This window comes from Amycolatopsis alkalitolerans (assembly GCF_006152065.1).
GTDB lineage: Bacteria > Actinomycetota > Actinomycetes > Mycobacteriales > Pseudonocardiaceae > Amycolatopsis_E > Amycolatopsis_E alkalitolerans.
Genome location: NZ_VDFW01000026.1, coordinates 1 through 12,106, shown reverse-complemented (window position 1 = coordinate 12,106; position 12,106 = coordinate 1). Strand labels below are relative to the sequence as shown.

The 12,106-nt window shown below is 69.7% G+C and carries 12 protein-coding genes and 1 pseudogene; 4 read left to right on the top strand and 9 right to left on the bottom strand.

Annotated elements, in window-relative coordinates; genetic code table 11:
- The first annotated feature begins 193 nt into the window (after positions 1-193).
- Together asnB and FG385_RS24875 are read left to right on the top strand one after the other, a co-directional pair.
- Entirely contained in the window at positions 194-2,032 is a 1,839-nt protein-coding gene (gene asnB, locus FG385_RS24880; RefSeq protein ID WP_139099211.1) for an asparagine synthase (glutamine-hydrolyzing), read from the top strand.
- A gap of 93 nt (positions 2,033-2,125) precedes the next feature.
- Positions 2,126-2,650, top strand: coding sequence for a general stress protein (locus tag FG385_RS24875; protein ID WP_139099210.1), 525 nt, complete (start codon positions 2,126-2,128; stop codon positions 2,648-2,650).
- Between the two features lie 101 nt (positions 2,651-2,751).
- On the opposite strand, the gene FG385_RS24870 is transcribed toward FG385_RS24875, so the two are convergent.
- From FG385_RS24870 to rsmD, 9 genes and pseudogenes are all read right to left on the bottom strand, one after another.
- Positions 2,752-3,735, bottom strand: coding sequence for an alpha/beta fold hydrolase (locus FG385_RS24870; RefSeq protein ID WP_235022780.1), 984 nt, complete (start codon positions 3,733-3,735; stop codon positions 2,752-2,754).
- Between the two features lie 51 nt (positions 3,736-3,786).
- Positions 3,787-4,638, bottom strand: a complete 852-nt coding sequence (mutM, locus tag FG385_RS24865) for a bifunctional DNA-formamidopyrimidine glycosylase/DNA-(apurinic or apyrimidinic site) lyase (RefSeq protein ID WP_139099208.1) — start codon at positions 4,636-4,638, stop codon at positions 3,787-3,789.
- Positions 4,639-4,759: 121 nt separating this feature from the next.
- The gene (rnc, locus tag FG385_RS24860) at positions 4,760-5,500 is read right to left on the bottom strand and encodes a ribonuclease III (protein WP_139099207.1); all 741 of its coding nucleotides are present in this window, start codon (positions 5,498-5,500) and stop codon (positions 4,760-4,762) included.
- Positions 5,501-5,511: 11 nt separating this feature from the next.
- Positions 5,512-5,694 carry a 50S ribosomal protein L32 gene (rpmF, locus tag FG385_RS24855; protein ID WP_139099206.1) on the bottom strand — a complete coding sequence of 61 codons (183 nt, stop codon included), beginning with the start codon at positions 5,692-5,694 and terminating at the stop codon, positions 5,512-5,514.
- A gap of 70 nt (positions 5,695-5,764) precedes the next feature.
- Positions 5,765-6,352 (bottom strand): YceD family protein, encoded by a 588-nt coding sequence (locus FG385_RS24850; protein WP_139099205.1) that lies wholly within the window; start codon positions 6,350-6,352, stop codon positions 5,765-5,767.
- Between the two features lie 56 nt (positions 6,353-6,408).
- A complete protein-coding gene (locus tag FG385_RS24845) occupies positions 6,409-7,128 on the bottom strand; it encodes an SPFH domain-containing protein (RefSeq protein WP_139099204.1) in 720 nt (239 codons plus the stop codon).
- Positions 7,129-7,226: 98 nt separating this feature from the next.
- A pseudogene (locus FG385_RS24840) lies at positions 7,227-7,646 on the bottom strand (ribonuclease domain-containing protein); the annotation flags it as partial.
- Between the two features lie 55 nt (positions 7,647-7,701).
- A complete protein-coding gene (gene coaD / locus FG385_RS24835; protein ID WP_139099202.1) occupies positions 7,702-8,193 on the bottom strand; it encodes a pantetheine-phosphate adenylyltransferase in 492 nt (163 codons plus the stop codon).
- A gap of 21 nt (positions 8,194-8,214) precedes the next feature.
- Positions 8,215-8,787, bottom strand: a complete 573-nt coding sequence (gene rsmD, locus FG385_RS24830) for a 16S rRNA (guanine(966)-N(2))-methyltransferase RsmD (RefSeq protein ID WP_139099201.1) — start codon at positions 8,785-8,787, stop codon at positions 8,215-8,217.
- A 108-nt stretch (positions 8,788-8,895) separates the two neighbouring features.
- Here rsmD and FG385_RS24825 point away from each other — a divergent pair, with 108 nt between their 5' ends.
- Both FG385_RS24825 and FG385_RS24820 read left to right on the top strand, forming a co-directional pair.
- Positions 8,896-11,004, top strand: a complete 2,109-nt coding sequence (locus FG385_RS24825; RefSeq protein ID WP_139099200.1) for a HelD family protein — start codon at positions 8,896-8,898, stop codon at positions 11,002-11,004.
- A complete protein-coding gene (locus FG385_RS24820) occupies positions 10,995-12,026 on the top strand; it encodes an LLM class flavin-dependent oxidoreductase (protein WP_139099199.1) in 1,032 nt (343 codons plus the stop codon). The genes FG385_RS24825 and FG385_RS24820 overlap by 10 nt, the downstream gene beginning before the upstream one ends.
- Positions 12,027-12,106 lie beyond the last annotated feature (80 nt).

Below are 12,106 nucleotides of genomic sequence, written 5' to 3'. Positions count from 1 at the left end.
GACCGGCGCTGACGGCGTCTTGACGCGTGCTTCCAGCGCATTTACGCGTTCTTGACGGACCGGTGGGGGTGGCCACACTCACCGTAATCGGGCCCGGCAGAACCGGCATTTCGCACAGACAGCGAGCGCGGAGTTGTGTTACCACTGCGTTACGCATAGTTGTAGTCACTAAACAACTGGGAGGCAGTGGCAGATGTGCGGAATCACCGGCTGGGTTTCCTTCGAGGCCGACCTGACACGTGAGCGCGAGACCCTCGACGCGATGACCGCGACCATGTCCTGCCGCGGCCCGGACGACGAGGGCACCTGGGTCGCGCCGCACGCCGCGCTGGGGCACCGGCGGCTGGCGATCATCGACCTGCCGGGCGGCCGCCAGCCGATGTCACTGCGGACACCGTCGGGTGACATCGCCATGGTCTACAGCGGCGAGGCCTACAACTTCACCGAGTTGCGCAAGCAGCTGACTGGTCTGGGCCACGGGTTCGAGACCGACAGCGACACCGAGGTCGTGCTGCACGGCTACCTCGAGTGGGGCGAGGCCGTCGCCGATCACCTCAACGGGATGTACGCCTTCGCGATCTGGGACGCCCGCGACGAGAAGCTGGTCATGATCCGCGACCGCATGGGCATCAAGCCGTTCTACTACCACCCCACCCGCGACGGGGTGCTGTTCGGCTCCGAGCCCAAGGCGATCCTGGCGAATCCCCTGGCACGCAAGGTGGTCGGCGCCGACGGGCTGCGTGAGCTGTTCGCGTTCGTCAAGACCCCGGGCTGGTCGCTGTGGAAGGACATGCACGAGGTCGAGCCCGGCACGATCGTCCGGGTCGACGCGTCGGGCATCCAGACCCGGACGTACTGGAAGCTCGACGCCGTCCCGCATACGGACGACCAGGAGACCACGGTCGCCCGCGTGCGCGAACTGATGACCGACATCGTGCACCGGCAACTCGTCGCCGACGTGCCGCGCTGCGTGCTGCTCTCCGGCGGTCTCGACTCCAGCGCCGTCACCGGCCTCGCCGCCGCCCGCCTCGCCGAGCAGGGTGAGCAACTGCGCACGTTCTCCGTCGACTTCTTCGGGCAGGAGGAGAACTTCCAGCCGGACGAGATGCGCGACACCCCGGACTCACCGTTCATCCGCGACGTGGCGAAGCTGGTCGGCTCGGCGCACAAGGACGTCATGCTCGACCCGGGCGCGCTCAGCGATCCCGACGTGCGCCGCGCCGTCATCGGTGCCCGCGACATCCCCGCCGGGCTCGGGGACATGGACACCTCGCTGTACCTGCTGTTCAAGGCCATCCGTGGCGAGTCGACGGTCGCGCTCTCGGGCGAGTCGGCCGACGAGGTGTTCGGCGGCTACCGCTGGTTCCACGACGAAACCGCCCGTAACGCGGACACGTTCCCGTGGCTGGCGATGCAGACCGGGCTGCACGAGCGCACCAACATGCTCCGCGCGGACGTCCGGGACAAGCTCTCGGTGGACGGGTACGTCGCCGACCAGTACCGGACCGCGGTCGCGCGCGTCGAGCACCTCGACGGGGAGAGCGAGTTGGAGCGGCGCATGCGGACGATCTGCCACCTGCACCTGACCCGGTTCGTGCGCATGCTGCTCGACCGCAAGGACCGCACGTCGATGGCGGTCGGCCTCGAAGTGCGCGTGCCGTTCTGCGACCACCGGCTCGTCGAGTACGTCTACAACACCCCGTGGTCCCTGAAGACCTTCGACGGCCGCGAAAAGAGCCTGCTGCGGCACGCGACCAAGCATGTGCTGCCGCAGTCGGTCGCGGACCGGGTGAAGAGCCCGTATCCGTCCACTCAGGACGTCGGTTACGTGGCTGCCCTCCAGCTGCAGGCGAAGGAGGTGCTCGCCGAACACGACAACCCGATGTTCACGCTGGTGGACCGGACCTGGCTGACCGGGGCGGTCGAGACCGATCCGGGCTCGGTGACCTCGCTGGAGCGGCACGGCATCGACCGGATGCTCGACCTCTACCACTGGCTCGACCTGTACCGGCCCGAGCTCGACCTTTCGTGACGGGGCACACACCTGAAAATTCGCTGTGAAATCCCGGCATAAGGCACAACGGGCAGCGGGTATCCGTTGAATACGGCAAGAGAGGTGAGAGAGATGACCACAGCTTTCACGCAGACCGCGTTCAGCAACGCACCCGCGAACCCCAAGCTGCCGACGCTACCGACCGGCTGGCCCATCGGGTCGTACGCCTCGTACGAAGAGGCCCAGCGGGCGGTGGACCACCTTGCCGACTCCGACTTCCCGGTGGCCGACGTGACGATCGTCGGCGTCGAGCCGATGCTCGTCGAACGTGTCGCCGGCAAGCTCAGCTGGGGCAGGGTGCTGGGGAACGCCGCGATGTCCGGGGCGTGGTTCGGGTTGTTCGTCGGCCTGCTGCTGAGCTGGTTCAGCGCCGGGGCCGGGTTGCTGGCGATCCTGATCGGACTGGTCGCCGGTGTCGCGTTCAGCATGGTGTTCGCCGCCGTGGGTTACGGAGCGAGCCGCGGCCGCCGGGACTTCATCTCGCACAGCCAGCTGGTGGCCCGCCGGTACGACGTGCTGAGCCAGCCGCGTAACGCCGAGCGAGGCCGGGAGCTGCTGGCCAACCTGGCGGCTCGCGCGAACCTCGCCACCAGCTGATCCGGAGCGCCCGGAGGCCCCGCTCGTCCGAGCGGGGCCTCCGCCGTGTCACCCGCCGGCGATCAGCTTCGCGGCGGCCTCCGGCTGCTGGTGCGATGACTTCAACTCCCGCTGGAGATGCCGATGGGCGCCGGGGTGCCGGCGGGTGTCCGGCCGGTGCGCAGCAGCCGGCGCCAGCGGCGGACGTTGTGCTGAGCCGGGCGGGTATGGGTGAGGAAATCGCGTAGCACGGCCAGGAATCGCTGCGGTGACGTATGGTGCGGGAAGTGCCCGGCGCCTTCGAAGATCTCCAGCCGGCTGCCGGGCATCGACTCGTGCGCGATCGACGCGTGGGCGCTCGGCACGACGTGGTCGCGGGTCCCCCAGACCAGCATCGTCGGGATTCCCTTGGTCAGGTAGCTGCGGTCGAGCATGTTCACGACCTGCCCGCGCCAGTCCACCACCGCGCGCAGCGTGCGCAGGAACGCTTGCCTGCTGGGGGATTCCGCGAGCCGCACGTACTTGCTCACCACGTAGTCGAGGTCCTCACCGAGGCCGAACCCGCCGGTCGCGCGCAGCAGGCTGCTCAAGTGCCGCAAGGCTTCCCGCACCGGCGGGGTGCCCAGCAGCGGCAGCATCAGGTCGGTGCCGGGCGCCGCGGCGAGCCGCAGCAGCGGGTGGACGCCGGGCCCGACTCCGCCGCTGCTCACCAGGACGAGACGCTCGCAGCGTTCCGGGAACTGGTAGGCGAACTGCATCGCGACCCCGCCACCGAGCGAGTGCCCGACCACGGTGACCCTGTCGATGTCCAAAGTGGCCAGCAGGTCCCGCATCCCGCACGCGTAGGCGGCGACGGAGTAGTCGGCGCGCGGCTTGTCCGAACCACCGTGGCCGAGCAGGTCGGGGGCGATGACGGTGTACTCGCCGGTCAGCGAGGCGAGCACGTCGAGCCAGGTGGACGAGTCGTCGCCGATCCCGTGGATGAACAGCAGCGCCGGACCGCGGCCCGCCATCCGGTACGCGCGGCGGTAGCCGTGGATCACGCGGTGGCGCAGGTCGAACGTGTCCGGGTCGATACCGGTCAGCGCCGTCTCCTGAGATCGCACCCAGCCAGCCCAGCACCGGCCGGTTACCAGCATGTTTCGGCACGGAAAGGGTTACGTTCGCCCCCGCCGCTGGCAGCGCGGGCAGAAGTAGGACGAGCGGTTCATGAACGGCTCGCGGCGGATGGCCGTGCCGCAGCGACCGCAGGGCCGGTCCTGTCGGCCGTACACGTTGAGCGACCGGTCGAAGTAGCCGGACTGGCCGTTCACGTTGACATACAAGGCATCGAAGGACGTGCCGCCTGCCTTGAGCGCCTCGGCCATCACCTCGGTCGCGGCCTCGAGGACCGCTCTCCCCTGCGCGTTCGTGAGCTTCTCCGTGGGGCGCGACCAGTGCAGCTTCGCGCGCCAGAGCGCTTCGTCCGCATAGATGTTGCCGACCCCGGAGACCAAGGTCTGGTCCAGTAGCGCGCGCTTGAGTTCGGTGCGCCGCGACCGCAGGGCGCGGACCGCGGCCGCCGGGTCGAACGCGGGATCCATCGGGTCGCGGCCGATATGCGCTATCGGTGCCGGAAGGAGGTCCTCGCCGGTCAGATCCGCCAGCGCGAGCCCGCCGAACGTGCGCTGATCGACGAACCGCAGCTCGGGGCCGCCGTCGGCGAACCGGACGCGCACGCGGAGGTGCTTCTCGTCGGGCGCGCCTTCGGGCTGGACGAGCATCTGCCCGCTCATCCCGAGATGCGCGAGGACGGCTTCCTTGTCGGACAGCTCGAGCCAGAGGTACTTGCCCCGACGACGGGCCGCCTCGACACGCGCCCCGGCGAGGCGCGCGGTGAAGTCCTCAGGTCCGAGCGCATGCCGCCGGATCGCCCTGGGATGCAACACCTCGACACGCGCTATGACGCGACCGGCCACATGCGCCTGCAATCCGGCGCGGACCACCTCGACCTCGGGAAGCTCCGGCACAGCTCCAGGTTACTGTTCGCGATGCCTTTGGCAGGAAGAGGATGTGGACGCCGTGCGCGCCTGTGCGCGTGGCCCGGTTCCGGTGTGCCTGCTGATCGACGGCCACGCACCGCCGAGCGGTTCAGTCCGGATCCTGGGGCTTGAGCTCGTCGTTCAGCGCGCGCCAAGCCGTCTCCGCGGCCTTCTGCTCCGCTTCCTTCTTCGTGGTGCCGTCGCCGGTGCCCAGTGCCCGGCCGCCGACGAGGACCGTCGCGCTGAACTCCTTGCGATGGTCGGGCCCGGTGTCCTCTACCTTGTACTCCGGCACCCCGAGCCCCGCCGATGCGGTGAGCTCCTGCAGGCTGGTCTTCCAGTCGAGCCCGGCGCCCCGCAGCGGCGCCTCCGCCAGCAGCGGGTCGAACAGCCGGTGCACGAGACCGCGCCCGGCTTCGATCCCGTGCGCGAGGTACACCGCGCCGATCATCGCTTCGAGGCCGTCGGCGAGGATGCTCGCCTTGTCCCGCCCGCCCGTGAGCTCCTCGCCCTTGCCCAGCAGCAGATGCGCGCCGAGCCCGCCCTCGCCGAGACCGCGCGCGACGCCGGCCAGCGCGTGCATGTTGACGACGCTCGCCCGCAGTTTCGCGAGCTGCCCTTCGGGAAGGTCGGGATGGGTGTTGTACAGATGATCGGTGACGACCAGGCCGAGCACGGCGTCACCGAGGAACTCCAGCCGCTCGTTCGGCGGCAGGCCGCCGTTCTCGTAGGCGTACGAACGGTGGGTCAAGGCGAGACGAAGCAGCTCGGCGTCCAAGGTGACGCCGAGCGCTTCGAGTAAAGGCGCTGGGTCGGCAGCCGGCCCTCCCGGCTTCGACTTACCCCCCATCTCGGTCAGCCTCAGGCAGGCTCGACGACCTGCCGACCGTCGTACTGGCCGCAGGTCGGGCAGGCCATATGCTGCGGCTTCGGCTGCCGGCAGGCACGGTTGGAGCAGGGCACCAGCTGCACCGGGGCCGCTTTCCACGACGACCGGCGGGTGCGCGTGTTGGCTCGCGACATCTTCCGCTTCGGGACGGCCACGACTACATCTCCTCGTCAAGGTTCGCTCGCTGCCGCGAGCCTTCTTCCATGCTGAGCGAGCTGATGCTCGTCAAGCTTCCTGGTCCGGGCCGCCCGCCGGAGCATCACCGAAACGCTCGACCAGCGCGGCCCACCGAGGATCTATGGTCTCATGCCCGTGTCCGGGCTCGAGATCGGCCCACTTCACCCCGCAACCGGGGCACAACCCGGCACAGTCCTCGCTGCACAACGGCGCCTGCGGCAGGGCGAGCACGAGCGCGTCGCGGACGACGGGCTCGAGGTCGATCTTGTCGTCGACGAGACGACCCGCCTCGTCCTCTTCGGTGGTGGCCTCGGTCGTCGAATCGGGGTACGCGAACAACTCCGTGAGGTGGATCTCGACGTCGTCCTCGATCGGGTCGAGGCAGCGCGAGCATTCACCGGCGGCGTGCGCGGACGCGGTGCCGGTAACCAGCACGCCCTCCACGACGGACTCCAGGAGCAGGTCGAGCGCGATCTCGGAGCCTTCGGTTATGACGATCACCCCTGGCACGCCCAGCGCGGCCGCCACCGGGACCTCGCGCCACAGGTCACGGCTCTGGCCAGGGCGGCGCCCCAGCTCGCGCGTGTCGATCACCCAGGGGTTGCGGATGTCGAGGGAACTGCGTTCGTCAGACATTTTCGGTGCACTCGGAATCATCGGTGAGGCGGGCAACCTCACCAGCGTACTCGCGGCTACGGCTGGAAGTCGTAGAGCGGGGTGCGAGACCCGGCGCCCGGCGGCGTGCGCAGGTGGTTGCGGCCGGAATCGACGGTGCGCAGGGTCGTCGACAGGAGTTCGGAGAACTCCGCGAGCTTGCCGTCCACGTACGCGTCGCAGTCGACGCGCTGACGGTCGGCCTCGGCGTGCGCCTCGTCGACGATGCGCGCCGACTCGGCGTGCGCCGCCTGCACGACCTCGGTCTGCGAGACCAGCCTCGACTGCTCGTGCCTGCCCTCCTCGACGGCCCGCTCGTAGGCGGCGCGGCCCGCTTCGATCATCCGCTCGGACTCGGCTCGCGAACGTTCCACGAGGTTCTGGTACTCCGCCTGACCGGCGGCGACCATGCGCTCGGCCTCGGCATGCGCGTCGGCCATGATCTGCTCGGCACGCGCCCGCGCGTCCTCGAGCATCCGCTGGGCCTCTTCGTTCGCCTCGGTGACGGCGGAGTCCGCCTCGGCGCGGGCGCCGTTGACCATCGCGTCCGACTCGGCGCGAGCCTTGTCGATCAGCTCGTCGCGCTTGTCGAGCACGTCCTGGGCGTCGTCGACCTCACGGGGCAGGGCGTCCCGGACGTCGTCGAGAAGCTCGAGCATGTCCCCGCGCGGCACCACGCAACTGGACGTCATCGGCACTCCGCGTGCCTCTTCCACAATCGTGACGAGCTCGTCGAGAGCCTCGAACACCCGGTACACGGCAACTCCCTAGCTGGCCCTTCCCCGCTGGCTGAGTCCAGTTTGCCGGGTCGGCGGGGAAAGGGTGCGGAGGTCAGGGCCCGGGCGTGTCAAGAGGAGACGTCGATCAGCTCGAAGCTCGAGTAGTGGTCGCCTGTGTAGAAGTACTCGCCGCCCTCGCCGCTGATGATGCGGCGGGCACCGCGGGTGCTGCTGCCGGGAGTCTCCACTGTGTACTCGTGGTAGTAGCCGCTCGAGCAGTCCGGCAGCAGGCCTTCGCGGTTCTGGAAGACGGTTCCGTCCTCGGGGTACGGGTAGGGCCCGCCCTTTTGGATCAGGTCGTAGGTGTCGGTGGCCTCGGGCGGGAGCGAGCTGAGCGCGGCGACCGTGAAGCCGGAGGTGTCGCCGCATGAGGCCTGCGCCGCGGCGACGGGCGACGCGACGGCCGCCTGTGCCGGGGTGACCAGGCCGAATCCGGCGAACAGCGTGACCAGCAGCGCGAAGAAGCCGGCGAGCAAGCGGGAACGTTTGTTGGTCATTTTCGGACCGTAGCCCGATCAGATGACAACCGGGGAAAACTCCCGACGAACGAAGTCAGCCGTTCAGGTTACGTTCGGCGAGTTTCGCGGTGAGGCGCTCGAACACCACGCCCGGCACGAGGTTCTTCACGTCCCCGCCGTAGGTCGCGACCTCCTTGACCAGTGAACTGGAGACGAACCCGTACTGCGGGTTGTTCGACATCAGCAACGTCTCCACCCCGGACAGTTCGCGGTTCATCTGCGCCATCTGCAACTCGTAGTCGAAGTCGCTGACCGAGCGCAGCCCCTTGGCGATCGCCGCGATCCCGTGGTGCCGGCAGTAGTCGACGAGCAGCCCGTGCCACGAATCGACCCGGACATTGGGCAGCCCCCGGGTGATCTCCGTGAGCATCTCGAGGCGCTCGTCGATCGTGAACATGCCTCTCTTGTTCTTGTTGATCAAGACGGCGACCACGACCTCGTCGAAGAGCTTCGCCGCTCGTTCGATGATGTCCAGATGGCCGTTGGTCACGGGATCGTAGGAACCGGGACAGACCGCTCGCACCATGGCGCGGACGTTACCCGGTGCTCATCCCGCATCGCGCGGTGAAGTGACGTACTCCGCCCAGTACAGCGCGGTGTCGCCGTGCCGCATCGTCCGCAACGGGGCGAAACCGCCCGGCCAGTCCGGTTCGCCGTCGCGCTGGGCGCGTTCGAGGATCACGAGCCCGCCCTCGGCGATCCAGCCGCCGGCGGCGAGCGCGGTCAACATCACACCGAGCCTGGCCGCGTCCATGGCATACGGCGGATCGGCCAGCACCAGGTCGAACGGCTTTTCGGCCGGCTGGGCCAGCACCGCCTCCACCTGCCCGGCCCGCACCCGGCCGCCGAGCGCGAGCTCCGTCACATTGCCGCGCAGCACCCGCACCGCCCGGCGGTCCGATTCGACGAACAGCACGTCCTCCGCGCCCCGGGACAGCGCCTCCAGCCCCAGCGCACCCGAGCCGGCGTAGAGGTCCAGCACGCGCGCCCCGCGCAGCTCGCCGGCCGATTCCAGCGCGTTGAACAGCGACTCGCGGGCCCGTTCCGAGGTCGGCCGCGTGCCCTGCGGCGGCACCTTCAGCCGCCGTCCTCCCGCCCGCCCGGCGACGATCCTGGTCACCGGACCATCTTCGCAGGCACGTTTTCGACCGGGACTTGGTGAACCGTTCGGACGGCACGCGTAGAGTCGTTCTTCCTGTTGCCGGCGAGTGAGCTGTAGGAGCGCTGCGTGTCGGAACCCCGGGTCAGGCGGGCCGAGGTCGCTATCGAGCAAGAGCACGTCGATCGCGTCTACCGTCGTCTCGCCGAGCTGCGCGAGCAGGCCGAGGCCATGCGGGCGAAGGGATACGAGATCGGGCACGGCGCACAGCGCGAAGCCGTCTTCGAGCAGGCGTCCATGCTGTTCGAACGCGACATGATGGTGTTCCACGCGAACCAGACGCTGCAGACGCTCGACGCCGAGTACGAGGGGCTGGTGTTCGGCCGCCTCGACCAGACCGGCGCCGAGAAGATCTACGTCGGGCGCCTCGGCATCCGCGACGCCGAGTTCGACAACCTCGTCACCGACTGGCGCGCGCCGGCGGCCGCGGCGTTCTACCAGGCGACCGCCGAAGAGCCGATGGACGTCGTGCGGCGCCGCGTGATCCGCTGTTCCGGGCCGAACGTGCTCGACGTGGACGACGACGTGCTGATCCCCGACGCCGTTCCCGACGACATGCTGGTGGTCGGCGAGGGCGCGCTGATGGCCGCGCTCGGCCGCGCGCGCGGCGAGAAGATGCGCGACATCGTCGCGACGATCCAGCGCGAGCAGGACGAGGTCATCCGGGCGCCGTGGCGGGGCGTCACCGAGATCACCGGCGGTCCCGGCACCGGCAAGACGGCCGTCGCCCTGCACCGCGCGGCGTACCTGCTCTACCGGCACCGCCGCCAGCTCGGCGGGGCCGGGGTCTTCGTGCTCGGCCCGTCCGGGGTGTTCACGAACTACATCTCCCGCGTGCTGCCGTCGATGGGCGAGACGAACGTCGAGCTGCGGGCGCTCGGTGAAGTGCTCGACGGGGTCGTGGCGACGCGGCAGGACCCGGCGCCGATCGCCGCGATCAAGGGTTCGCTGCGCATGCGCAAGGTGCTCACCAGGGCCATGCGCGACACCCCGCCGGAGGTGCCCGACGAGATGCGCATCGTCTACCGGGGCGAGGTGCTCAAGCTGCGCGGCAAGGAGCTGGAGAAGGTGCGCCGCAAGGTGCACGGCCACGGCGGGCCGCCCAACCGGTCGCGGGTGCGCGCGGCGGAGACGCTGCTGGAAGCGCTGGCGGACAAGGCCGTGGAGAACGCGCACGCGGACGGCGGGCAGGTCGACCGCGCGGAGCTGATCACCGAACTGGGCGAGCGGATCGACTTTCACCGGTTCCTCGTCGTGTGGTGGCCGGTGCTGTATCCGGGCGAGATCCTGCGCTGGCTCGGCGACCCGGCGCGACTGGCCCGCGCGAGCAAGGGCACGCTCTCGCGCGAGGAGGTCGGGCTGCTCGCGCCCTCGTTCGCGGACTCCGGCGCCGGCTGGACGGTCGCGGATGTCGCGCTGCTCGACGAGCTGCGCGTGCTGGCGGGTCAGCCGCCGAAGCGGCGCCGGCGGAAGCAGCGGATCGAGCTGGACCCGGCCCCCGCCGAGCACCACGGCACGCACCGGCCCGAGCACTACGACGAGTACTCGCACATCGTGGTCGACGAATCGCAGGACCTTTCGCCGATGCAGTGGCGGATGGTCGGCCGGCGCGGGAAGTACGCGAGCTGGACGGTCGTGGGCGACCCGGTACAGAGCTCGTGGCCGGCGCCCGGGGAAGCGGCGCAGGCACGGGACCAGGCCTTCGGGCTCCGGACGCCGCGGCGGCGGTACACGCTGCGCACCAACTACCGGAACTCGGCGGAGATCTTCGACCTCGCCGCCCGCGTCGTCGCCGGGCATGCCGAGGCCGATGAGCTGCCGCAGGCGGTCCGCACCACGGGACTCGAGCCGGACGTGCGGATGGTCGAGCGGGCCGACGTCGAGGAAAGCACGCAGGCCGCGGCGAAGGAACTGCTCGACGCGGTCGACGGCACCGTCGGCGTGATCTGTGCGATGGACCGGGTGGCCGAGGTGTGCGGCTGGTTGTCCGGAGCGGACGAGCGGCTCAAGGTCGTCGGGAGCCTCGACTCCAAGGGCCTGGAGTACGACGCCGTCGTGCTGGTCGAGCCGACCGGGCTGATCAGCGAGTCGACCACGGGGCGCCGGGTGCTGTACGTGGCGCTGACCCGCGCGACGCAGCAGCTGACCGTGATCGCTTCGGACCAGGAATGGCTTTAGCCGCCTCGGCGTTTCCCCCGGACGTGAGTTCTGTGCGCGAGGTGCGGCTGTCCGTGCTCGACCTGTCACCGATCCCGAGCGACGGCGACGCCGGTACCGCGCTGCGGAACACGATCGACCTGGCTCGGCGGGCGGAACGGCTCGGGTACCACCGGTACTGGGTGGCCGAGCACCACAACATGCCGGGCGTGGCGAGTTCGGCGACGGCCGTGCTGATCGGGCATATCGCGCAGGCGACCGAACGGATCCGCGTCGGCTCGGGCGGGATCATGCTGCCGAACCACGCGCCGCTGATCGTGGCCGAGCAGTTCGGGATGCTGGAGGCGTTCCACCCGGGACGGATCGACCTGGGCCTCGGCCGCGCACCCGGTACGGACCGGCGCACGGCGCTCGCCGTCCGCGGTTCGGATGCGACGCTCGGCGCGGAGAACTTCCCGGAACAGCTGAGCGAGCTGATGGCCTACTTCGAGCCGGACGAGTCGCGGGCGGTCAACGCGGTGCCCGGGGTCGGGTACCGGCCGCCGTTCTGGCTGCTCGGTTCGAGCGGGTTCAGCGCGCAACTGGCCGGGAAGCTGGGCTTGCCGTTCGCGTTCGCGCACCACATCGGCGCGCGGAACACCCTGCCCGCGGTGCGCTTGTACCGCGAGTCCTTCCGGCCTTCCGCGGTGCTTTCGGAACCGTACCTGACGCTGGCGACCGCGGTGATCGCGGCCGAGACCGACGAGCGGGCGCAGTGGCTGGCGGGGTCGAATCGCCTGCGCTTCCTGAGCCGGCGCCGCGGTCGTCCGATCGCGTTACCGCCGCCCGAGGAAGCGGCGGCGTACCCGTTCACCGATGACGACCGCCGGGCTCTCGACGAGCGCTTCGGGAGCAACGTCGTCGGCTCGCCGGAGACGGTCCGGAAGGGCCTGGAGACGCTGATCGCGGACACCGGAGCCGACGAGATCATGATCACGACGATGGTGCCAGTCCACGCGGACCGCGTCCGCTCCTACGAACTGGTCGCCGCCCTCCCCCACTAACCGCAATGCCGCGTAGTTAGGGCTTGCGAGTTGATGTCAAGTGGGTCTGTGTGGCGCCTGCGTGTCTGACAATGAGACAG

Coding starts and splice junctions, on each gene's coding strand:
- coaD (WP_139099202.1), bottom strand. CDS start 8,193: ATGGTGCGAGCGGTCTGTCCCGGTTCCTACGATCCCGTGACCAACGGC.
- rnc (WP_139099207.1), bottom strand. CDS start 5,500: ATGGGGGGTAAGTCGAAGCCGGGAGGGCCGGCTGCCGACCCAGCGCCT.
- FG385_RS24875 (WP_139099210.1), top strand. CDS start 2,126: ATGACCACAGCTTTCACGCAGACCGCGTTCAGCAACGCACCCGCGAAC.
- asnB (WP_139099211.1), top strand. CDS start 194: ATGTGCGGAATCACCGGCTGGGTTTCCTTCGAGGCCGACCTGACACGT.
- FG385_RS24820 (WP_139099199.1), top strand. CDS start 10,995: ATGGCTTTAGCCGCCTCGGCGTTTCCCCCGGACGTGAGTTCTGTGCGC.
- FG385_RS24850 (WP_139099205.1), bottom strand. CDS start 6,352: ATGTCTGACGAACGCAGTTCCCTCGACATCCGCAACCCCTGGGTGATC.